This window comes from Mesorhizobium sp. M0698, from assembly GCF_040320455.1.
Classification (GTDB): domain Bacteria; phylum Pseudomonadota; class Alphaproteobacteria; order Rhizobiales; family Rhizobiaceae; genus Mesorhizobium.
The window spans coordinates 181,150-203,143 of the sequence record NZ_JAMYPQ010000007.1 but is presented as its reverse complement, the minus strand read 5'-3'; the positions used below and the strand labels follow the sequence as shown (position 1 = coordinate 203,143).

At 62.6% G+C, this 21,994-nt stretch carries 22 protein-coding genes and 3 pseudogenes; 15 read left to right on the top strand and 10 right to left on the bottom strand.

What is annotated here, in order from left to right; translation table 11 throughout:
- Positions 1 to 18: 18 nt before the first annotated feature.
- The 4 genes and pseudogenes from trbG to NKI16_RS17300 all read left to right on the top strand — a co-directional run bounded on the left by trbG (position 19) and on the right by NKI16_RS17300 (position 2,673).
- The gene (gene trbG / locus NKI16_RS17315; RefSeq protein ID WP_352923492.1) at positions 19 to 1,041 is read left to right on the top strand and encodes a P-type conjugative transfer protein TrbG; all 1,023 of its coding nucleotides are present in this window, start codon (positions 19 to 21) and stop codon (positions 1,039 to 1,041) included.
- Positions 1,038 to 2,240, top strand: a complete 1,203-nt coding sequence (locus NKI16_RS17310; protein ID WP_352923489.1) for a TraB/TrbI/VirB10 family type IV secretion system protein — start codon at positions 1,038 to 1,040, stop codon at positions 2,238 to 2,240. Before trbG ends, NKI16_RS17310 begins: the two co-directional genes overlap by 4 nt.
- A pseudogene (locus NKI16_RS17305) lies at positions 2,237 to 2,344 on the top strand (DUF2274 domain-containing protein); the annotation flags it as partial. The gene NKI16_RS17310 and the pseudogene NKI16_RS17305, both read left to right, overlap by 4 nt.
- Before the next feature lie 89 nt (positions 2,345 to 2,433).
- Complete coding sequence (locus tag NKI16_RS17300; RefSeq protein ID WP_502897606.1) at positions 2,434 to 2,673, top strand: DUF2274 domain-containing protein; 240 nt, start codon at positions 2,434 to 2,436, stop codon at positions 2,671 to 2,673.
- A gap of 289 nt (positions 2,674 to 2,962) precedes the next feature.
- Here the strand turns inward: NKI16_RS17300 and NKI16_RS17295 are convergent, their stop codons facing one another.
- The 7 genes from NKI16_RS17295 to NKI16_RS17265 form a co-directional block, all read right to left on the bottom strand.
- Positions 2,963 to 3,382: an Ohr family peroxiredoxin gene (locus tag NKI16_RS17295; RefSeq protein WP_352698397.1), complete on the bottom strand. Its 420-nt coding sequence runs from the start codon at positions 3,380 to 3,382 to the stop codon at positions 2,963 to 2,965.
- A gap of 55 nt (positions 3,383 to 3,437) precedes the next feature.
- Positions 3,438 to 4,499 carry an alpha/beta fold hydrolase gene (locus NKI16_RS17290; protein ID WP_352698399.1) on the bottom strand — a complete coding sequence of 354 codons (1,062 nt, stop codon included), beginning with the start codon at positions 4,497 to 4,499 and terminating at the stop codon, positions 3,438 to 3,440.
- Between the two features lie 46 nt (positions 4,500 to 4,545).
- The gene (locus NKI16_RS17285; RefSeq protein ID WP_352698401.1) at positions 4,546 to 5,298 is read right to left on the bottom strand and encodes an SDR family oxidoreductase; all 753 of its coding nucleotides are present in this window, start codon (positions 5,296 to 5,298) and stop codon (positions 4,546 to 4,548) included.
- 91 nt (positions 5,299 to 5,389) lie between these two features.
- Positions 5,390 to 6,046 (bottom strand): VOC family protein, encoded by a 657-nt coding sequence (locus NKI16_RS17280; RefSeq protein ID WP_502897608.1) that lies wholly within the window; start codon positions 6,044 to 6,046, stop codon positions 5,390 to 5,392.
- Between the two features lie 221 nt (positions 6,047 to 6,267).
- Positions 6,268 to 6,915 carry a cysteine hydrolase family protein gene (locus tag NKI16_RS17275; RefSeq protein ID WP_352698405.1) on the bottom strand — a complete coding sequence of 216 codons (648 nt, stop codon included), beginning with the start codon at positions 6,913 to 6,915 and terminating at the stop codon, positions 6,268 to 6,270.
- 47 nt (positions 6,916 to 6,962) lie between these two features.
- Complete coding sequence (locus tag NKI16_RS17270) at positions 6,963 to 7,499, bottom strand: hypothetical protein (RefSeq protein ID WP_352454421.1); 537 nt, start codon at positions 7,497 to 7,499, stop codon at positions 6,963 to 6,965.
- Positions 7,500 to 7,630: 131 nt separating this feature from the next.
- Complete coding sequence (locus NKI16_RS17265) at positions 7,631 to 8,950, bottom strand: epoxide hydrolase family protein (RefSeq protein WP_352698407.1); 1,320 nt, start codon at positions 8,948 to 8,950, stop codon at positions 7,631 to 7,633.
- Between the two features lie 207 nt (positions 8,951 to 9,157).
- Between NKI16_RS17265 and NKI16_RS17260 the strand changes: the two genes are divergently transcribed.
- Complete coding sequence (locus NKI16_RS17260) at positions 9,158 to 12,019, top strand: ATP-binding protein (RefSeq protein ID WP_352698409.1); 2,862 nt, start codon at positions 9,158 to 9,160, stop codon at positions 12,017 to 12,019.
- Positions 12,020 to 12,322: 303 nt separating this feature from the next.
- On the opposite strand, the gene NKI16_RS17255 is transcribed toward NKI16_RS17260, so the two are convergent.
- Positions 12,323 to 12,496: a hypothetical protein gene (locus NKI16_RS17255; protein WP_245274779.1), complete on the bottom strand. Its 174-nt coding sequence runs from the start codon at positions 12,494 to 12,496 to the stop codon at positions 12,323 to 12,325.
- Between the two features lie 63 nt (positions 12,497 to 12,559).
- Here NKI16_RS17255 and NKI16_RS17250 point away from each other — a divergent pair.
- The 9 genes and pseudogenes from NKI16_RS17250 to NKI16_RS17210 form a co-directional block, all read left to right on the top strand.
- Positions 12,560 to 13,285 (top strand): annotated as a pseudogene (locus NKI16_RS17250) (NADP-dependent oxidoreductase); the annotation flags it as partial.
- 198 nt (positions 13,286 to 13,483) lie between these two features.
- On the top strand, positions 13,484 to 14,188 hold the full coding sequence (locus NKI16_RS17245; RefSeq protein WP_352698411.1) for a gamma-glutamylcyclotransferase: 705 nt from the start codon (positions 13,484 to 13,486) through the stop codon (positions 14,186 to 14,188).
- A gap of 43 nt (positions 14,189 to 14,231) precedes the next feature.
- Complete coding sequence (locus NKI16_RS17240; RefSeq protein WP_352698413.1) at positions 14,232 to 14,354, top strand: hypothetical protein; 123 nt, start codon at positions 14,232 to 14,234, stop codon at positions 14,352 to 14,354.
- Between the two features lie 113 nt (positions 14,355 to 14,467).
- Positions 14,468 to 14,650, top strand: coding sequence for a hypothetical protein (locus NKI16_RS17235; RefSeq protein ID WP_023679139.1), 183 nt, complete (start codon positions 14,468 to 14,470; stop codon positions 14,648 to 14,650).
- 219 nt (positions 14,651 to 14,869) lie between these two features.
- On the top strand, positions 14,870 to 15,802 hold the full coding sequence (locus tag NKI16_RS17230) for a sugar ABC transporter substrate-binding protein (RefSeq protein ID WP_352698415.1): 933 nt from the start codon (positions 14,870 to 14,872) through the stop codon (positions 15,800 to 15,802).
- A 67-nt stretch (positions 15,803 to 15,869) separates the two neighbouring features.
- On the top strand, positions 15,870 to 16,925 hold the full coding sequence (locus NKI16_RS17225) for an ABC transporter permease (protein WP_352698417.1): 1,056 nt from the start codon (positions 15,870 to 15,872) through the stop codon (positions 16,923 to 16,925).
- Positions 16,926 to 16,928: 3 nt separating this feature from the next.
- Entirely contained in the window at positions 16,929 to 17,708 is a 780-nt protein-coding gene (locus NKI16_RS17220; RefSeq protein ID WP_352457238.1) for an ATP-binding cassette domain-containing protein, read from the top strand.
- Positions 17,705 to 18,664 carry a cyclase family protein gene (locus tag NKI16_RS17215; protein ID WP_352457239.1) on the top strand — a complete coding sequence of 320 codons (960 nt, stop codon included), beginning with the start codon at positions 17,705 to 17,707 and terminating at the stop codon, positions 18,662 to 18,664. Before NKI16_RS17220 ends, NKI16_RS17215 begins: the two co-directional genes overlap by 4 nt.
- 23 nt (positions 18,665 to 18,687) lie before the next feature.
- Entirely contained in the window at positions 18,688 to 20,163 is a 1,476-nt protein-coding gene (locus NKI16_RS17210) for an amidase (protein WP_352698419.1), read from the top strand.
- A gap of 16 nt (positions 20,164 to 20,179) precedes the next feature.
- Here NKI16_RS17210 and NKI16_RS17205 read toward each other — a convergent pair whose 3' ends face one another.
- Positions 20,180 to 21,466 carry an ROK family protein gene (locus NKI16_RS17205; protein WP_352595144.1) on the bottom strand — a complete coding sequence of 429 codons (1,287 nt, stop codon included), beginning with the start codon at positions 21,464 to 21,466 and terminating at the stop codon, positions 20,180 to 20,182.
- Positions 21,467 to 21,622: 156 nt separating this feature from the next.
- Between NKI16_RS17205 and NKI16_RS17200 the strand changes: the two are divergent.
- Positions 21,623 to 21,799 (top strand): annotated as a pseudogene (locus tag NKI16_RS17200) (SMC-Scp complex subunit ScpB); the annotation flags it as partial.
- 30 nt (positions 21,800 to 21,829) lie between these two features.
- Here the strand turns inward: NKI16_RS17200 and NKI16_RS17195 are convergent.
- Positions 21,830 to 21,988 carry an RES domain-containing protein gene (locus NKI16_RS17195; RefSeq protein WP_023679132.1) on the bottom strand — a complete coding sequence of 53 codons (159 nt, stop codon included), beginning with the start codon at positions 21,986 to 21,988 and terminating at the stop codon, positions 21,830 to 21,832.
- Between the last annotated feature and the right edge of the window lie 6 nt (positions 21,989 to 21,994).

Below are 21,994 nucleotides of genomic sequence, written 5' to 3'. Positions count from 1 at the left end.
ACATTGGCGAGACCGGCCATGCGCAATGGGCCCAGGGCGCGCATGCTTGCCCTGGCACTAACGTCAGCAACGGCGCTCGCCGGCTGTGCTTCGAAAAAATACATTCCACCCGAGATCCAGTATGACGATGCCAGGCCTGCCGTGCAGAAAGTCCACCCACCTGCTCCAGTGAAGGTGGTGGAAGTGCCAAAGCCGCTTCCACTGCCTGGTCAGTTGAAACCAGTAGAGGCCACGAAGGTGAAGCCGGAGCCAGCCGATCCGAAGCAGCGGATCAGCCAGGCCAATGAGGCCGCACGCATGCAGCCGGTTCGCGACGGTTTCGTCAATGCGATCCAGCTCTATCCCTGGAGTGAGGGCGCGCTCTACCAAATCTACGCCGCACCCGGCCAGGTCACCGACATCGCCTTGCAGCCCGGCGAGCAGCTTGTCGGCTCCGGGCCAGTCGCCGCAGGTGACACAGTGCGCTGGATCATCGGCGATACGCAAAGTGGGACAGGGGAGCGCCAGCAGGTCCACATTCTCGTGAAGCCGACACGGCCGGATCTCCAGACCAACCTCATCATAAACAGCGACCGCCGCACCTATCATCTCGAGCTCCGCTCGACCGAAAAGACCTACATGGCCTCCGTCTCCTGGCAGTATCCGCAGGACCAACTGATTGCGCTGCGGCGCCAGAATGCGCAGGCTTCCGCCACAAAGCCGGTCGCGACCGGCATCGACCTCCAGAGACTGAATTTCCGCTACCGCATCGAGGGCGATGCCGCAGCCTGGCGGCCGCTTCGCGCCTTCGACGACGGTGCAAAGGTCTACATCGAGTTCCCGTCGGGCATAGGGCAGGGGGAAATGCCGCCGCTGTTCGTCGTCGGCCCTTCGGGTGGTTCGGAACTGGTCAACTACCGCGCTCGCCAGAATTACTACGTCGTCGATCGGCTGTTTGCCGCCGCTGAATTGAGGCTCGGCGACAAGACGAGTGAAAAGCGCGTCCGCATCGTGCGTACCGACGGGAAACGAACCTCGCCCAGCACGAGGCTGTTTCGATGAGCGACCCCGCAAATGCACCCAACCAGGACATTCGAGCCGAACTGCGCCTGCGGCCCGAACCGGCCAGGGTCACGCGATTGTCGCGCAAGGCGCTGATAGGGGTTGGTGGGGTTGCCAGCGCTGCGATCCTCGGCACGTTGATTTGGGCGCTCGACACTGGACGGCGCGGCACCGAACAACCGCCCGAGCTCTTCACCACTGAAAACCGCTCCACCGCCGACGGGCTGCAGAGCCTGCCGAAGGATTATGCCGGAATTCCGCAACTCGGCCCCGCGCTGCCTGGCGATCTTGGCCGGCCGATCTTGCGTGCGCAGGAACGCGGCCAGCCGACCGGGGCGCCGACCATCAGTGGATCGCGCGCCGATCCGGAGGAGCAGCGCCGACTGGCCGAGATCGAGTCCGCACGCGTGGCGAAGCTCTTCACCGATACGAACACGAGAGCTGGTCCGGCACGACAGAGTGCTGGCAGCAGAGTCGCCCAATCTGGTCTGACTCCGCCCCCCGGGCCGCCACCGATCGATCCTGGTGCCGCGCAAAACGTGCAGGATCGCAAGCTGGCCTTCGTCAAGGCCGAGCCAGACGGTCGCACCGTCAGTCCCAATCGGCTCGCCGAGAAGGCCTCGCCCTATGTGGTGCAAGCCGGCACCGTCATTCCAGCTGCCCTTATCACCGGCATCCGCTCCGACCTGCCCGGCGACATCACCGCTCAGGTCACGGAAAATGTCTACGACAGCCCGACAGGATCCCATCTCCTGATCCCGCAGGGTGCGAGGTTGATCGGCCAGTACGACAGCCACGTCGCCTTTGGTCAGTCGCGCCTGCTGCTGGTGTGGAACCGGCTGATCATGCCCGATGGCACATCGATCGTGCTGGAGCGGCAGCAGGGCGCTGACACGCAAGGGTTTTCTGGCCTTGAAGACGAGGTTGACCATCATTGGGGCCAGATGTTTCGGGCCGCCGCGCTCTCGACATTGCTGGGCATTGGGACATCGCTTGGGTCCAGCGACGACGAAAGCGAAATCGCCAAGGCCATCCGCGAAAGCGCGCAGGACTCGGCCTCCGATATTGGCCAGCAGATCGTGCGCAATCAGCTCAACGTGCAGCCGACGCTCACGGTGCGGCCCGGTTTTCCGGTTCGCGTGATCGTCAATCGCGACCTTGTTCTTGTGCCGTATGGTGCGCCGAAGGATCCGTCATGACCAAGCTGAAACGCTCCGCCATTCCCGATAATCGTCCGGTCAAGATCACGGTCGAACTGCCCGGCGCCGTTCATCGCGATCTCGTCGCCTATGCTGATTATCTGAACAGTCAACATGTCTTTGTCTCACACGCAGGAGGTGAACAATGCCAGATCTGAGGCTCGGTCGGCTGCCGAAGGTTGGTGTCGTCCGCATGACCATCATCCTGCCAGAGCCTCTCAAGGAGGAACTCGATCAGTATGCGGCCGAGCACAGCCGGCTCTATGAACCCGTGGACACCGCTGCCCTGATTCCGCACATGCTGGAAGCCTTCGTCAGTTCGGATCGCGGTTGGCGCAGCCGTAAGGCGAAGGCCGGCCGTGGCCGTCAACGAGGGGCGTCTCCAGCCAGCAGCACGACGCGAAGCGGTGCTGAAGGTGATGGCTCCGCCTGAAGCTGTCCTAATGGCTTTACCCCAAGCGGAATATCGGTTCCGGCCCTAAGCGGAAGCTCGCATGCTCCGGGCCAATTCACGGCCATGACCCAGAGCGGACATTTCGCGCTCAGAAGGGATTATCACGGTGACCGGAGGGATACCCCTCCTGTCATCCTGACCGTATTTGTGCTGGATGCGCTCTGACAGGTGCGATGCCGTGGCAGGTTTTTGCAGACCTTGGCGAGAAGGAATGATCCAAAATGTAACCCTGGCCATGCCAATTGCTTCAATGATCGATGCAATCCACTCAGAGCAGGTTGATCGCAATTTGAACGTTGCCGCGCGTCGCTTTCGAGTACGGACAAATGTCGTGCGCCTCGTCGATCAGGGCTCGTGCGGTATTGTACTCCACGCCGGGCAGGCTGACGTTGAGCCGAGTGCTGAGAGAGTAGCCGTCGTCCCCGAGATTCAGATCAACCTCGGCATCGATTCTCACTCCGGCCGGCAGCGCAATTTTTTGTTCGTGAGCCACAGACGCAACCGCGCTTGCGAAGCTGGCCGACCAGCCGGCTGCAAGCAGTTGCTCCGGGTTGGTGCCGATGCGCGCCGATCCGGGTATGGAAAGCCTGATGTCCAGAAGGCCATCAGAGCTGCGCGAGGCGCCATTCTCGCGGCCACCTGTGGTTGCGGTCCTGGCCGTATAAACAACCCTCGCGATCCGGTTCATAGGCATTCTTTTGGTGGTTGTAGTACCTGCCGGAGGGGCGGCGCCGCGAACTCGATCACGCGTCGACCTCGACAACGGCGTCGGCAAAGGCCTGTGGCGCTTCCTGAGGTAGGTTGTGTCCAATGCCGCCCATGACTACCCGGTGGCTATATCTGCCTGAAAACATCTTGGCGTAAGCGCTGGCGTCCGGATGCGGCGCGCCATTGGCGTCGCCCTCGAGCGTCATCGTGGGCACGGAGATGACGGGTGCCTGAGCAAGCCGCTGCTCCAGTGAATCATATTGCGCCTCGCCTTCTGCCAGGCCGAGCCGCCAGCGGTAATTGTGGATGACGATCGCGACGTGATCCGGATTGTCGAAGGCCGCAGCACTCCGCTCGAACGTGGGCTCATCGAAATTCCATTGCGGCGAGGCGAGCTGCCAAATCAGCCTGGCGAAATCGCGCGTATATTTCTCGTAGCCGACACGGCCGCGATCGGTAGCGAAGTAATATTGGTACCACCATTGCAGCTCGGCCTTCGGCGGCAGCGGCAGTTTGCCGGCTTTCTGGTTGCCGATGAGGTAGCCGCTCACCGAGACCATCGCCTTGCAGCGTTCCGGCCACAGGGCGGCGATGATGTTCGCCGTCCGAGCGCCCCAGTCGCAGCCGGCAATCGTCGCCTTCTCGATACCCAGCGCATCCATCAGCGCGACGATGTCGCCAGCGATGGCCGACTGCTGACCATTGCGCATCGTCTCGTCCGACAGGAACCGCGTCGTGCCGTATCCGCGCAGGTAGGGCACGATCACGCGGTGGCCTTTCACCGCCAGAATGGGCGCAACGTCGACATATGTGTGGATGTCGTAAGGCCAGCCATGGAGAAGGATAACGGGCGGACCGTCGGCAGGGCCGGCCTCTGCATAGCCGACATTAAGGACACCGGCATCGATCTGCCTGGGTGCGCCGAACGAGTTCTTTGCCGTGTGCATCGCAGACGCCGTCGTCTGGTCGACTCCGCTGGGTGCCGCCTTCGCTGTCGCGGTCATGCCGAGTTCGGCAAGCGTCATGCCCATTGCGGCTGCACCGATCAGGCGACGGCGGCGCTCATCGATTTTGTCGCAAACACTGATCGTGTTCATGGTGATGTCTCTTTGTGATGAGGCAATGTGCTTTGTTCCTGCGTAGTCACGAGACGAGCTGCTGGCCGCCGTCGACGTCGTATGTCGCGCCCGTCAGCGCCGTGTTGCTCATGATGTAAACGGCGAGCGCGGCAACATCAGCCGGTCCGACGACACGTCGGATCGGCAGCGTCGCGCGCAGTTCGTCGCGCCGCTTGTCGAGGTTGTCGCCGAGCAGCGACGCCGACAGTGGCGTGTCGACGAAGCCTGCGGCGATCAGGTTGACGCGTATCGGCGCGAGCTCGAGCGCGAGATTGGCGATGAGCGCGGGGAACGCGACGGTAACCGTCGAGACGATCGCGAGGCCTGGTTTTGGGCGGCGTGCGCCCGTGCCGCCCATGAATATCAGTGAGCCGGCCGACCCGACCTTGCCAGCGGCGCTGCGTGCCACATTGAGCGCGAGCAATAGGTGGTCCGTGAGATCGTGTCGTGCCTCCTCGGGAGGAATTTCGAGGGGTGAGCGATAATGGGGAGCGCCGGCAGTAACCATCACATGGTCGATCAAGTCCGGCAGATCTTGAAAGAACGACTTCAGCTGGGTCGCATCGTTGGCGTCGAAGGCGGCGGTGCCCTCAGCGCTAATCTCGCACGCTGCTTGATCGAGGCGGTCGCGATTGCGTCCGGTGAGGATGACGCGGGCGCCTTCGGCGCGGGCACGCCGGGCGGTCTCCAGACCGATGCCGGCGCTACCGTCGATGACGACGACCGTCTGGCCAAGAAGTTCAGGTTCGCGCTGAGTGGGGATGGCTGCGGTACTCATGATTTCCTCCGATAAAGGCCGTCAGGTCGCCACGATCTCCGCAGGCCGCGGACGAATACGGCGGCAGTGTGCCGCCGTCTGGAAGCTCGTCCTACTGCGGCAGTTCCTCGGCAGACTGCTCGGCCACCATGTATTCGGCGTACCAGTCCGGCCAGTTCTCGTCGCGCTGGCCGCCGGTCCGCTTCTCGTGCTCTCCGTGGGCGACCGACGCGCGCCGCATTGCGGCGGCCAGGTCGCCCTCGGAGGCGAAGCTCGTCGCCTTGGAGTCGATCCGGCCCGGAAACCGGGTGGTGATCTCCTGGAGCAGCCAGCCGTTCCCGTCGGGATCGCTGAACGTTGCAAAGGAGACGTAGCTGCGTCCCTCCGGGTCCCGACCATTGACAGCAGGCTGTCCCGGACCGGCACGGTGGAACACTTCGCTCACATCTGCACCATGAGCGATGAGCTCGGCGCGCGCCGCCACGATGTCGGACACGATGAGATAGAGACCCTGTGTCGACCCCGGCGCGGCCGAGGTGACACCCTTGCCGAAGTGGATCGAGCCAGGCGAGCCCGGAGGCGTGAACTGCACAACCCGGAACGTGTCGCCGACCGCGAAGTCGGCATCGAGCCGCCAGCCGAGGCCCTCGTAGAACTGCTTGGAGCGGTCGACGTCTGCGACCGGAATAACGACAACCTCGAACTTCAGGTCGACGGGACGTGCGCTTGCGGTGTCGGAGGTCTTTTCGCCCTGACGGGCCGTTGCGATGTCTGACATGGTCGTTTTCTTTCCAGTTGGGTGGGACCTGGTCCTGCCCGATCGTTGCCACGTAATGACCGAGCCTGTTCTTGATCTCTCTGCTGGATGTCGGCGAGAGCCAAGTTCTCTTCGACGTATTTTGACGCGTCGAGCGCACGGAAACGGTCCGCCGGTGTGAAGAGTGAGATGCGCACGGTTGGCCATTCCCTCGCGTGTGAGATCGATCATCACTACGCCTCGGCGGCCGAGGTCTGGACGGCAGAAATCGAGTCGATGATTTCGTCTGTCGTGACAATCGCGCTGGCGTAGTTCGGCATGTTGACGTCGAGAGCCGCGTGCATCTCCTCATCCGAGTAGTCTGCCGTCGCGTCCCTCACCACGGTTACGTCGTAGCCGAGCTCGGCGGCGAAGCGAACGGTCGCTTCGACGCAGGTGTGTGCGATCAGTCCGATGACAATGAGTTTCTGGATTCCGTGCCTTTTCAGCTGCAGATCCAGATCCGTATTGGCGAACCCACTGGAACACCAATGTTCGGTGGCGACAGTCTCGCCTGGCTTGGGCTCGAACTCGGACCGAATCTCGCCGCCCCAGGTGCCGTATTCAAAGCTCTTGCTCTTCCATGCTCTCTTCTGGACGGGCGCGACGTAAGTCCATGTCTCATAGTCGCCCGGACGGTATTGATGATGCATTGCATAGAAGACGCGAAGCTTAGCTTGACGCGCGGCATTCAGGACTTGCAGCATGTGAGGCACGCAGCCGTTCGCCTCTGCGACAGCCCGGATGCGGGGCCATATCTTGCCCCCATCGGAAATGAAGTCGTTGTACGGATCGATCACCAGAAGTGCGGTGACCTCCCGGTCATGTGCGTGCCTCGTCATTGTGCCTCCTCCATGGAGCGGCTAGATCACAAGCCAGATGCTGCCGCTCAGTTCCTGAGCGCGGCTCGTTCGATGCTGGCCGCAAAAAGCGGCGTCTCGCCCTTGTTGTGAGCGATCGACATGGGCTGGCGCTGTGACCGAAGCACCTCGAACGGGATGCCCTGGCGCTCGAAGAAAGCCATGAATTCCTTCGTGGCCCAGGACCGGACGTGGTTGGTAAACTCACATCGGCGACTGTCGATAGCCTTGACGCTCAGCTCCCAATGCACATGGATCGTGGTGCGGCCAGTAGGCGTGAAGAGGTCTGAAACCGACTCCAGGATGAGGTGATCCTTGCGGCCGAGCGTCTCGACATAATGTTGCACCATCAGGCTGCCGCCGATGATCTCGACATTGATCGACATGCGCTTGCCATCCGGCGTCGTCGTGAAACCCGCCGCTATGTGGGCGGGCGAACACCCCTGATATTCATGTTCCGACAGCGCGAAGCACCAGTTGGGAATGTCGATCTTCTCGATCGGCGCGTTGATGATAGCCGTAAAGCTTGAATCGACGATTTCATGGTCCTCGACGGGGGCTGCCATCTTCGTGATGGGTTCGTGCGATGCGGAAGATTGCGCGATTGCTGACATGACGTTCTCCTTTGTCCCGGGTTCAATCGGGTTGCCTTGGGCAGTCGAGCAGGTGTGACTGCAAGCGGAACCCTGTTGGGGGTTCAGATTTGCTGGCGCAGCGGACGAAATGCCGTCCGGAGTTCGGCGGTGAAGGCCGCGGGCTGCTCCCAGGCTGCGAAATGGCCGCCCTTGAGGAGCCGGTTGTAATGGATAAGCTTCGGATACGCCTTTTCAGCCCAGCTCTGCGGCGCCTGGTAGATCTCGTCCGGGAAGGCGCTCACAGCGACCGGGATCTTGATGCCCCTGGGGTCGAAGAAGCCTCCCGTCGGGTGGTGCGCGTTGTCCCAGTAAAGACGCGCCGAGGAGATCGCCGTGTTGGTCAGCCAGTACATCGTGACATTGTCCAGGATATCGTCCTTCGTCAGCCCTTCCGCCTGCCCGTCGAAGACGCGTGCGATCAGCTCGTAGCTGCGGATGTCGTGGTCGAGCATCCAGGCTGCGAGACCAACCGGCGAGTCGACGATGCCGTAGAGCGTCTGCGGGCGATTGTTCATCTCGATCGCGTAGCCCAGCCCGTTCTTGTAGAAGTCGTCGAGCTGGTCGTAGGCCCGCTTCTCGTCGGGCGAGAGGCCGGCGGGCGCCGGGCCGCCGGCGGCAAGCGCCTTCGAGATGTCGGCGGGCACGGTGGCAGCCATGTTGGTGTGGATGCCAAGCAAGCCTGGAGGCTCTTGCAGCGCCATCGTCTCCGACACTGCGTTGCCCCAGTCGCCGCCCTGTGCGACGTATTTCGTGTAGTCGAGACGCTGCATCAGCGTAGCCCACGCCTTGGCGATGCGGGCAGGGATCCAGCCAGGTGCCGTCGGCTTGCCGGAGAACCCATAGCCCGGCAAGGACGGGATCACCACGTGGAACGCATCCGCCTCGGTCCCGCCGTATGCAGTTGGATTGGTGAGTGGCTCGATGACCTTCAACTGCTCTATGATCGAGCCAGGCCAGCCATGCGTGACGATGATCGGCAAGGCATTCTCATGCCTGGAGCGGACATGGATGAAGTGGATGTCCAGCCCGTCGATCTCGGTGATGAACTGCGGCAGGGCATGGAGCCGGGTCTCCATCTTGCGCCAGTCGTAATCCGTCGCCCAGTACTTCGCGAGCTTCTGCATTGTGGCGAGCTGCACGCCCTGGGTGTCGTCGGCCACATTCTCCTGGTCCGGCCAGCGGGTCGCGGCGACGCGTCGGCTAAGCTCGTCGATTTCCTCCTGAGGAAAGCTGACCTTGAAGGGCCGGATCGCATCGCCCGCGGCTGCGGCGACCGATGGGAGCAGGCTGGCAGTACCTACGGCGGCAATGCCCATTGCGGCCGTGCTCAAAACCAGGCGGCGGTCCTGATCGATTAGTTCGGGAGTCTTGTTCGTATTCATGGGTCTCTCCTGGGGGGTGCTCGGTGCTGCCGAAAACTTACGCCCGCAGGACGAGAATCGCCCGTTATGTGTTGTGAGCCCCCTGTTAGTCGCTGTCAGCGCTGGTGGCTCCGGGCAGCGGGGTCCTGCCACCGTTCGCCTATGGCGCAGGTGTTGTACTTGACTTAGACTATAGGCTTGGTGGCGGGCGGCTCCGAGAGAAGCGCCATGACGATAGTGGCAGGTCAGGCCAAGGACGGACTGTCGTTCGGTCCTTTCCATCTGGTTGCGAGCGAAAGGCTCGTCACAAAAGACGGCGCTCCCTTGGCGCTGGGCTCGCGTGCACTGGACATTCTCATTGTCCTGATATCCACGCCGAATGAAATCGTCGGCAAAAAGGATCTGATGTCGCGGGTTTGGCCCGATGTCGTAGTCGAGGAAGGCAGCCTGCGGTTTCACATGGCCAGGCTCCGCAAGGCGCTGGGTGACGGAAAGGACGGCGCACGATACATCGCGACACTACCAGGGCGGGGTTATTGCTTCATCGCGCCCGTCTCGCAGATCGGCGGTCCGCGCGATGAAGAGCCTGCAGCTGCCGCCAGTTTTCCGCACGCGAATCTTCCGAGCCGCTTGGGCCGAATGGTTGGCCGGGACGACGACGTTCTCCAGCTGTCGGCTCGACTGAATGCGTCGCGCTTCGTCACAATCGTTGGCGCGGGCGGCGTCGGCAAAACCACCGTCGCGATCGCGGTCGGACATCACCTCATTGACGCCTTCGCGGGCGCTGTGCTGTTCGTCGACCTGGGAATGCTCGGCGATCCCGACCTGGTGACGACAGCCGTCGCCTCCATGCTTGGGCTGTCGGTTCAATCGAGTGACGCGACGCCCAATCTGATCGCCTACCTGCGCAACAAGCGGATGCTTTTGATCCTCGACACCTGCGAGCATCTCGTCGATGCGGTGGCGCCTCTGGCCGCAAGCATCATCGACGCGGCGTCGCAGGTCCACATTCTGGCAACAAGTCGCGAAGCGCTTCGGGTCGAAGGCGAGCATATCTACCGATTGGATGCCCTTGCCTGTCCGCCGGACGACCCAAGGCTTACGGCGGCGGTTGTCCAGACGTTCCCGGCCATTCAACTGTTCGTGGAGCGCGCGGTGGCAAGTGGCGCGCGCTTGGATGTCAGCGATGCGGAAGCCCTGATCGTCGCAAGCATCTGTCGAAAGCTTGACGGTGTGGCGCTCGCAATCGAGTTGGCGGCCCGGCGGGTCGAGTCTTATGGATTGCAACAAACCGCCGCGCTTCTCGATCAACGTCTGACTTTGCTGTGGTTGGGATCGCGGACCGCGCCACCGCGTCAAAAGACCCTGCAGGCCACGCTGGATTGGAGCTTTGGGCTACTTACCGACCTGGAGCGCGCAGTGCTTCGCAGGCTCGCTGTATTCCTTGGTCATTTCACGCTCGATGCGGTCTTGGAAGTCGTCACAAGCGCTGCCCTCGACAGGTCGACCGTTCTTAATGCCATGGATAGTCTTGTTGCCAAGTCGATCATAGCGACGCGCCCGCTCGGAGCGATGATGCGCTATCGGCTCCTGGATACCACGCGCGCCTATGTCCTCGATATCAGCATAGATGACTCCGAGGCCGCCGATCTGGCGGTGCGCCACGCCGCCTACTATCGAAGATGGCTTGAGCAAACAGGTATCGAGTGGCCAGGTCTGGCGACCGGCGAAGAGCGGGCTCCTCACTTCGCCGCCATCAACAATGTGCGGGCCGCTCTGGAATGGTGCTTCGGCGAGGGCGGAAACGCCGATATCGGCATCGGACTTGCCACTGCTGCCGCGCCTGTTTTCCTGGCGATGTCCTTGTTGCCGGAGTGTCATCGCTGGTCAGAATGCGCGATATTCGCTCTCGACGATGCCGCTCTTGGCGGACTTGACGAGATGCATCTCCAGGCAGCCTTGGGTGTGTCCCTGATGTTCATGCGGGGAGGGCGTGATGCGGCGCGCGTCGCCCTGGAGAAAAGCCTGGCGATTGCCGAAGAACGCGGTGATACGTTGGATCAAGTGCGCCTGCTGGGTCCGCTCAACATGTTCCACCTGCGGACAGGCAATTTCGTGACCGCCCTCCAGTTTGCAAAACGCTGTTCAGCCATAGCCGCGACCCTGGAGGATCCGGTCGCGATTGCGTTGGCGCATACCATTCTGGGGATATCGCTTCACCTTCGTGGTGACCTGGCCGAAGCCCGCGCGGAGCTTGAGGCGGCGCTGGATCGCGGACCGCGCGCTCAGCGAACCACGACGATCTATCTCGGTTTCGAAGGCAAAATCCTGGCCAAGGCTATTCTGGCCAGGAACCTTTGGCTGCAAGGCCATCCGGATCAAGCCATGGAACGCGCCCGGCAGGCCGTCGAAGAGGCCGCCGCCATGGATCATTCGCTGACGCTGGCGATAGCCTTGATCTGGGGAATATCGGTATTCCTGTGGGCAGGCGAACTGGAGAGTGCTGAGGCATACATAGACATGCTCATTTCCCGCGCCGAGTCCCATTCCATGGCCCCTTACCTGCTGGTCGGTCGGGGATTCAAAAGCGAAGTCGCAATCCGGCACGGGGATGCGACAGGTGGGGTCGGGGGCCTCCAGAGTTCTCTCCAAAAGCTCCACGCAGCACCTTACGAATTGCTCACGACCGAGCTCAACCTCTCGCTGGTTAGAGGACTATCCGCGATCGGTCAGGTCGACGAAGCAGTCGCGCTGATCGGTGATTCAGTTGGTCAAGTCGAAAAGAACGGTGACCAATTGTACCTTCCGGAGTTGCTGCGGATGAAGGGAGGCCTTCTTCTCCAACAACTGTCGGAACCCAATCGCGACGAGGTCGGCGCATACCTAATGCAGGCACTGGAGTTGAGCCGGAGTCAGGGCGCGCGGGCATGGGAGCTGCGAACCGCAATTGATATGGCAACGTTGATGGCTGGGCGAGGGGAGATCGACGGCGCTCGCGAGCTCTTGCAATCGGTTGCGGAGCATTTCGTAGAAGGCGCGAGTACGGAAGATTTGAAGGCTGCCGCGCGCCTGTTGGCGACGCTGAGCTAGCTACCGCCGATACGCGTTTACACTTTTGCAGACGGTCCGACGGCAGCTATTGGCGCACCCAAGGCAATGCAGGCTCAACTGTAAAATTGCCGGGAGAATTTAATCGAAGGACTGACTCGGGTGGAAACCGGAAGTTCGACGCGAACCCAACAGAGAGCTCGCCGGCTGTTCACGGCTGCTCTACTCGCTCAGTCCTCGGACAAGCCGGCCAGAGAACTATCCTTCCAGAAGCGACACGGGATCAAGGGACGTCGCCTGGCCGGACGTGACGCGCAGGAGAGGGCATCTTTGCAAACGCGACGATCACTCCGGCACGCCGGAGATGCCCAGCGCCTCGACGTAACGCTCGGCGAACACCTTGTCCCGCCACGGGTTGATCTGTCTCTGCAGGGTGAGCGTGTAGGTCGGGAACGCCTCCATCAGCCGCCGCGCCGCCGCCTGCGCTTCGTCCAGCCGGTTGAGTTTGACCAGCGCCATGATCACCACCCGGTGCGAGGAGCCGTAGTTCGGCATCTCGTGCAGCGCGCGTTCTCCCCTTTCTGGGAAACATTCACTGTCTCAAGCGGCACGGGATTGCGGAAGGTTGACCTGGATGTTGGGTCCATTTCGACGGCCCTCGGCGTCCTCGGAATGCCAGGCCAGACAGCGTATACCGGAATGCTCAATATCGGCCGGCCGAAACAGGGCGAAACACTTGTGGTTGCAGCGGCCAGCGGGTTGGTCGGCTCATTGGTCGGCCAGATCGGGAAATTGCACGGCTGCCGGGTGGTTGGCGTTGCCGGCGGCGCTGAGAAATGCCGCTATGTCAGGGAAGAACTCGGCTTTGACGTCGCGCTGGACCATCATGCTGCCGACCTCGCGGAGCAGTTGCGCTCCGCCTGCCCGGACGGCATCGATATCTATTTCGAGAACGTTGGCGGGCATGTTTGGAATGCCGTGTTTCCGCTTCTCAATGATTTTGCCCGCATCCCCGTCTGTGGCTTGGTTGCCCATTACAGTGATGTAGGACCTCCGGCTGGTCCAGACCGTCTGGTTGCGTTCATGAGAGCAGTGCTGACGAAGCGATTGACGGTCCAAGGCTTTATCGTTTCTGATTTCGGCGCGCAGATCGACGACTTCCGCAGGGACGTTTCGGCCTGGCTCCAAGCGGGGAAGGTCAAATATCGTGAGGACATTGTCGAGGGACTCGCGAATGCGCCGATGGCCTTCATCGGTCTTCTCAAGGGCCGCAATTTCGGCAAGCTGTTGGTCAGGGTTTCACAGTGAGTAGAAAAGCGTCTCCCAAACCTAGATTGCCGAAACCACATGGAATCGTTCGAGGGCGAATATGCGGGGCGCTTTGCTGTCATCGGTGAAGGGGCAAAGACTCATTCACGCCGTGCATCGGTTCGTATCTTGCAACGCCCGTAGTATCTGCCAAGGATACGCGATCCTGATCCGATGGAGCACGGGATGTCGAGCCAAATGAGAAAGCTGACCTTGACCGCGGACCACGTCGCGCGGGTCCACAAGGTCGTTCAGGACCAGGGTTTGACGCCAGGTGCCGAGCTACACACCGATGCCGACTACGACAGCTGGGTCGAGCAAATGATCCGAACTCATCCGGCCCCGAAAGCACCGACCCGCCTGTTCGCCTACGGCTCCTTGATCTGGAAGCCGGAGATCGAGCATATCGGTGAGCAGGTAGGCCTCGCTCGTGGGTGGCATCGCGCTTTCTGCTTTCGCATGACCCGTTTTCGGGGCACGCCGGAGCAGCCAGGCCTTATGATGGCCCTCGATCGTGGGGGGCAATGCAGCGGCGTCCTGTACGACCTGCCAAAGGACAACCTCGAACGCCAATTCGGCAAACTCTTTCGACGCGAATTCACCTACAAGCCGGCCAACAGCATGCCCCGGTGGATCACGGTGGCGACCGCTTCCGGGCCTATCTCGGCCTTGGCCTTTGTGATGAACCGCGCGTCACCTCTCTATGCCGGTCGTCAGTCGCTTGAAGCCGTTGCCGATGTCCTGGCCCTGGCCTGCGGTCATTGGGGAAGCGGGGCCGAATACCTGTTCAACACGGTTTCTCACCTCGAAGCCAAAGGCATACATGACAGCAGCCTCTGGCGGCTTCAACGCCTTGTGGCGGAGTTGATAGAGCGAAACCCGGCGGAGCGGAACGTTCTTTGAGCCGACGGAGCGGTCGCTTCAAGCATCCGCAGTTGGCGCGAACATGACCTCCAGCATTGTCACCCGCGATGTCCGCTTCCGGGCGGAGGCTGAAGAGACTGCCACCGCACTTTTCAACCTCGCCAAGGAACACCTCGAACGGCTCAAGGCGAGGCCATCGACTTAAGCCTAGCTGTGCGTGTTTCGACATTTCGACGTTGCGGTGTCGGATTATTTGCATGCAAACCAGTTTTACGACGCTATCCTCCCATCCTCAACGGAAGATTCTGGGAGGAATGCATGGCTGCGCATGAGCAACATGCCGTTGAAATCATTAGGGACAAAGAGTGGTCGGTTCGCGTGACGGTCAACGGCACCACCACCACGGTCCCTTTTACATCTGAGAGCTACGCGCGTTCGTTCGCAGACGGTCAGGCGTTCCGACTGGGCGTTCAGGTCGCGGAGATCAAGAAGGCGGCCTAGCTGCGCGCTTGCCCCAAGAGCCCCACAGCGATTGAACCTCGAGTGACCAAAGCCGGTTGAAATTAGCCGTTGCGCGGCATAAGAGCCTGTGCCTATAGTTAGTACGTGGCTCGCACGAACAAACAGACTGACTGTGACGACCTGTAGATGGCGCCGAAGCTGGGCTGCTGCGCGGTCTGGAGGTGAGCCGGAACACTCGGTCAACAGGGGATACGCACAGTGAACCGCTTTCAGAAACTCTCGACCGCAGCGCTCGTCGCAGCATCCTTCACGTCGACCGCCCTCGCCACGAATGACAAGCTGACGATCGGCATCGTCACCTTCTCGACATCCGACGTCGACACAAACCAGATGGTCGACACGATGAGCCAGGAAGCCAAGTCTAAGGGCTGGTCGGTGGAAACGCTCAATGCCAATGGCGATCCTTCGCAAGCGATCACCAGCATCAAGCAGCTGGCAACCAAGAAGGTGGACGCCATCATCGTCACGGTCTTCGATTCGACGGGCCTGGCGGCCGGGCTCCAGGCGGCGGCGGACGCAAAGATCCCCGTGCTTTCGGCCGGCGGCGGCATGGCAGACGGGATCGCGCTATCTGCAAGTACCGGTGCTGCGCAACCGCTGATCGACTTGATGCTGAAGGACATCGGCAAGTCCGGAACTGTACTCGACCTCACCTACCATCCCGGCATTCCGTGCCGCGAACGAGCCGACGCCTTCGATGCGGCGGTCAAGGCAAATCCGGGGCTCAAGGTGACCTCGCACGAGATCAGCATCCCAGGTGCTGCCGAATCGTCGCAGGCCGCGACCAGCGCCTGGCTTGCAGCCAATGCCAACGCCAAGGGGCCGTTCGCCATCTTCAACTGCTATGACGACAACGCTATGGGCGCGATCGCGGCGCTGAAGCAGAACGGCCGCAGCGACGTGAAGGTCTATTCGTTCAACGCCACGGCGCCCGCTGTCCAGGCTGTCAAGGACGGGACGATGACCGCCACGCTCGGTGTCGATCTGACTTCGGCAGGCAAAATGCTAGTCGATCAGATTCCCGACATCCTGGCAGCTGGCGACCAGTGGAAGCCCAAATCCTTCGTGCCAGGCTATACGCTCGTTACCAAAGAGAACGTCGACAAGTTCATCAAGGACAATCCGCAGTAAGCTCTCCTGATTGTGGGTCTGGGCCGGACTTGCCTGGCCGGGCCGGAGTGCTGTCATGAGAGCCGCCATGTCCGCTGATCATTCCCTGCCCGAAACCCACGCTCCGGCAGAGCCGCCCCGCGTCCTGCCGTCAACGCAGACCGGCTATGCCTCGCCCAATGCCCGACAGCGGCGCGCGTTGCTCATGCGCCTGCTTGGAACCTACGGCACCATCATCGTGCTGGCGTCGATGCTGGGGATCTTCTCGGTGCTGGAGCCGGGGACCTTCGCAACCATCGGCAATTTTCGCAACATCGTAAACGACATGGCGATCGGCACCATTGTCGCGGCCGGCCTCACCGTGCCCCTCGTCGCCGGTGATTTCGACCTCAGTATCGGCTATGTCGCGAGTTTCTGCGGGCTTCTCGTGGTCGGGCTGTTGAGCAGCAGTGGCTTGCCGATCCTACCCGCCATCTTCCTTGTCGTCGGCCTCGGAACGGTCATCGGCATTGTCAACGGCATTGTCGTTTCGAAGATCGGGGTGAACGCCTTCATTGCCACGCTTGGCACGGGCACCATCGTCGTCGGGCTGAACTACGCCTATTCGGGCGGAATTCCGCTGCAGCTCACCCAGTCGCGCGAATTCACCAATATCGCGATCGGCCGGATTGCCGGAGTGCCGCACCTCGTCATCATCATGGCCGTCGTGCTTGCGCTGCTGTGGGTGATCCTCAACCGAACAGTGCAGGGCCAACACATCAAGGCCATCGGGGTCAGCCCGGAATCAGCGCGCCGCGCCGGCGTCGCCGTCGATCGCAGCCGCATCGTTGCCTTCGCCATCGCCAGCACCTGTGCTGCTATCGGTGGCGTGCTGATGGCCTCCAATCTCGGCTCCGGCCAGGTGACGGCGGGTGACAGCTTCATGCTGACGTCGTTTTCGGCCGCCTTCCTCGGTTCGGCGGCGCTGCGAGAGGGTCAGTTCCATATCCTCGGCACCTTGATCGGCGTGCTGACGGTCGCCGTCGGCAACAATGGGCTGGCCATGATAGGCGCGCCGATCTTCACGCAGTTCCTGTTCACCGGCTGCCTTCTCGTCGTCGCCGTAGCGCTCGGCGGTATTGGCCGCCGCTATGCGAGGGGATAGGCCATGGCGCAGAAGATGCTGCTCAGCCTGCGCCGGATCTGCCGCAGCTTCGGCGGCATCCAGGCACTCGATGACGTTTCGCTGGACATCGCCAGGGGCGACATACTCGGCCTCGTTGGCGACAATGGTGCCGGCAAGTCGACGCTGATCAAAATCCTGGCCGGCGCGCATGACCCAACTTCCGGCGACGTGATCCTCGAAGGGCGGCCGCAAAAGTTGTCGCCGCCGTCCGAAGCGCAACGCCTCGGCATCGAGACGGTCTATCAGGACCTGTCGCTGATCGGCACGTTCACTGCCGCCGAAAACTTCTTTCTCGGCCGCGAGATTGCGCTTGGCCGCGGCCCGGCGCTGCTGCGCTGGATCCGCCGCAAATCGATGGGCGACATCGCGATGCGCGGCCTCGAGGAACTGCACATCGAGATCCCCGGGGTGCGCAGCAAACCGGTGGATCGCATGTCCGGCGGCCAGCGCCAATTGGTGGCGATCGCGCGCGGTGCCTTTTGGGGCCACAAGCTGCTGCTGCTCGACGAGCCCACCGCGGCGCTCGGCGTACGCGAATCCCGTGAGGTGCTCGACCTCATCAAACGACTCGGCGCCCAGGGGCTGACGATCGTCATGGTCACCCACAATCTCGATCATCTCTGGCAGGTGTGCAACCGCGTGGTGGTGATGCGCAGGGGCCGCAAGGTCGCCGATCTCGCAAGTTCCGGCACCAACATGGAGGACGTCGTCGCTTATATCACCGGCGCCAGGCAGCCGGCGACCGCGCAGGCGGAAGCATGAGCGCGGCTGAAACGATGACGCTGCGCCGGCTGCTGGGCAATGCGCCGAGCCGCTGGGGGCATTGGGGTGCCGACGACGAGATCGGAGCGCTCAACTATCTGACCGCCGACGAGGTCAAGCGCGGCCTGGCGTCGGTGCGGGACGGCCGCACCTTCACCCTCGGCGTGCCGGTCGGGACTTCTGAGGGCGATGCCGTCTTTCCCGGCCGCTGGCCGGCGAAGCATTTCATGGTCGCCGACAAGGCCGGCTTCGAGAACGGTCACTGGCAACCGCTTGCCGGCGGCCTCGAATTCGCAGACGACTATATCACCAGCTTCGCACAGGCCGGCACGCATTGCGACGCGCTCGGCCACATGTGGTTCGACGACACGCTTTGGAACGGCTTCGCGGCAAGCAGTACCAATGGCGGCATGACCAAGGCCAGCATCATGCCGATCGCGGAGCGCGGGATCGTCGGACGCGGCGTGCTGCTCGACATCGCCCGGTTCCGCGGCAAACCGGCCCTTGAGCGCGCTGAAACATTCACGCATCGCGACCTCATGGAATGCGCCCGGGCCCAAGCGGTCGATATACTGCCGCGCAGCATCCTTCTCGTTCGCACCGGCTGGGTCGGCGCACTGGCGGCGGGAAGCCAGCGCGTCGGCGATGGATATTGGGAACCCGGACTGACCTTCAGCCTCGACCTCGTGCGCTGGTTCGACGAGATGCAGATCCCCTGTCTGGTTACCGACACACTGGCCAACGAGACAACCTACGAGCCCGAGACCGGGTTGATGCTGGTGCTGCACGCCGCGCTGATGCGCAATCTGGGCGTGGCGTTCACCGAAATGGCATCGCTCGACCTGCTGGCCGCCGACTGTGCCTCGGACCGCCGCTACGAAGGCTTCTACTGCGCCAGTCCGGTCAAAGTGAGCAAGGGCACCGGCGGCGCGGCAAATCCAGTGTTCATCAAATAGCACCCAACAAGGTGGAACGGCTTATGACTTCTGCAGACGACCAGATCTGTTTCCTGCCGGCCACGGAACTGGCCCAGCGCATCCGGCGCCGCGACCTGTCGCCGGTTGAAGTAACCGAGGCTTATCTGCGCCGCATTGAGGCGCGCAACCCGGTGGTCAACGCCTATACGCTGGTTCTCGGCGACCAGGCGATGGAAGCTGCGCGGGCCGCCGAAAAGGCCGTGATGGCAGGCGGTCCGCTTGGACCGCTGCATGGCGTCCCAGTCGGCATCAAGGACCTCGACGATATGGCCGGCGTGCCGACCTCGATGGGGTCGTGGGCGGTGCACGACCGGGTGCCCAAAACAAGTGCTGTGGCGGTCGAGCGCCTGCTCGACGCAGGCGCCATCGTGCTCGGCAAGACCAACACGCCGGAGTTCGGCCATAAAGGTATCACCGACAATCTGCGCTTCGGGCCGACCAGCACGCCCTTCGCGATCGGCTACAATTCCGGCGGCTCGTCCGGCGGCAGTGCGGCAGCGGTCGCCGACGGCATGGCGGCCCTGGCGCAAGGCACGGACGGCGGCGGTTCGGTCCGCATCCCCGCCTCGTTCAGCGGCACCGTCGGCTTCAAGCCCTCTTTCGGCCGCATTCCTTCGGTGACTCGCCCCGACGCCTTCTTGTGGGGACATCCTCTGGTCCATATCGGACCGCTGACCCGCACCGTTGCGGACGCCGCGCTGATGACCAAGATCATGGCCGGGCCTCACAACCGCGACCCGTTCTGCCTGCCGGATCACGGCGTTGACTATGTCGGCGCCGTTGCCGGGCGGACGCCGAAACTGCGCGTGGCCTACAGCCCGCGACTGGGCAATTTTCCGGTCGAAGCCGGGGTCGCCACCGTCGTTGCCCGGGCCGTCGATGTCGTGCGAGCACATGGCATTGAGGTTGATGAGGTCGAGCTCGATTTCAGGGCCGATCACAAGGAACTGGCGGCGCTTTGGGTGCGCACGATCTCGATCCACTATGCTGCCATCGCCGTGTACTGGAAACAGGAGGGCATCGACCTAATGGGCAAGCACGCCAAGGTGCTCACCCCGCAGTTCCTCGCCATGCTGGAGGGCGCCTACAAGGTGTCCGCCGTCGACCATGCGCTCGACGATCTTTTGCGCACCGGCGTCCTTGACGGCCTCGAGGATGTATTCGAAGCCCATGACCTGATCGTCTCGCCGACGCTGGCCGTTCCGCCCGTCAAGAATGCCCCCGACGGCAACACGATCGGGCCGACATCGATCAATGGCGAGGCGGTCGATCCGCTGATCGGCTGGTGCATGACCTATCCGATCAACTATACCGGCCATCCGGCGATTTCGGTTCCGGCCGGCCTGACGGCGCAGGGCCTGCCGGTCGGCCTGCAGATCATCGGGCGGCGGCACGCCGACGAAACCGTTCTGGCGATGGCGGCTCAGTTCGAACGTATGCAGCCCTGGTTCCAAAGCTATCCGGGGCTCGCTGGATAGTTGGGTGTCGGAATACCTAGATCGGAAGCTGCAGCAGCTCGGAAATCACCAGACCGGCTGCGCCTAGGAGGGCGGCCCGGTCACCTGCATCGCCGGCAATGAATTCGATCGCGCCGCCGGGTCGTGACGGAACCATGGCGCGGACATGCTCCGCGATTGCGCCGAGCAGGCAATCGCCGCCGAGCACGACATCGCCATGCATGATGAAAATGTTGGGCGCCACCGTCTGCTGCAGATTGGCGATGCCGACGGCGACGTTGCGGGCATAGCGGTCGAGCAGCTCAGCCGCTCCCGGCAGCCGCCGCGCCGCCATGTCGACGAGGCGGGCCGAGTCGATCAGGTCTGGCTCTGGCAGAGCCGTGCGGGCGGCCTCCCGCCGGAGCCAGCTCAAGGTGGCAATGGTGTCCCAGCAGCCGCGCCTGCCACAGCGGCAGGGCTCGCCGTCGAGCTGCACGAAAGTGTGTCCGAGTTCGCCGCCTGCGCCTGCCGTGCCACGATAGAGGTGCCCGTCGAAATAGAGTGCGCCGCCCAGCACCTCGCCCGTGTAGACGACCGCGAATTGCCTGACGCCGCGCCCGGCGCCGAACCAGCGGTCGCCGACCAGCAAGGCGCGCGGATGATGGTCGAGCTTGACCGGCAGGCCGAAGCGTCGCCCGAGATCGTCGGCGAGCGGGTAGCGGTCGAGCGCCGGCGCGAGATTGACAGCGACGATCGACCCGCGATCGGTGTCAACCATGCCGCCGACGCCAACACCGATCCCGAGAGGCATGCGCCGCGCCCTGGAGAGAGTGTCGCCGACGCATTCAGCGATCGACTCGATGATTGGCCGGACCGGCCCCCTGCCGTCCGGCAGGGCCATCTTGCGTTCCGATTCGATCTTGCCGTCGAGCGTCGCCACGCAGGCATGCACGGCATCCGGCATCAGCAGCACACCGCAGATCGGACGGGCATTGGGCGAGAACCACAGCGGCCGGGCCGGCTTGCCGCCGCCCGGACTGGGAGGAACCGGGTCGCTCTCGACCAGCACCTGATCGTCGATCAGCGGCTGCACGATTCCGGAAATGGTGGTGCGGTTGACCCCGGCCAGGCGGGCCAGTTCAGCCCTGCTCGTCGGCCCAAGATCGAACAGGGCCTGCAGCACACGGCCGCGATTGGTCGAGCCGACCATCGAGGACGACAGCAGCGCCTTGCGCCGGCGCGAAACCCGCTCCGCGCCGGACGCATCGCCGGGCGGCGTGAACAGAGCGCTGCGTCCGCCATTCGGGCGCCCATCGTCGGTATCGTCCATCGTCGGGTTTTTCATAAGGGGCATCCTGCCAGCTCTTCTAACCCAGGACCTTACCGGTTTCGAGCACTTTGTGCGAGCAGGCAACAAACTCGTGCATTACCAGGACAAGATGCGTCGCAAATGTTCAAAGACACGCCAGCTCGGCGTCTCCTGACTAATTGGTGTCACAATAAGTTCCTGACCCACTTCGGCTTTGACACGTTGCGCGACCTGCCGGATTTCGAGGCACTCGAGGACGCTGGCCTGCTGTCCAAGGACAAGCTGCTCGCCGGCGATATTCCGGTTGGCCAGACGAGCGGGGAGCGTGATGATGAGGTGGACATCGTCGCTGAAGGCGAGATGCCATGAGCAGACAGGTCTCTTCGACTCTCGGCAATCTCACGTCCAGGATGACCGATCGCGTGGCAATCGGTGATCGGGATCATGGACTTCAACCACATCGCCTTCGACAAGATTGGCTGGAAAGATCACCAGATTCGTCCCGCCGGCATGACGCAGCGACGGAAACAAAATACCGCGAAGCCCCTTGATGATCACCTGGTC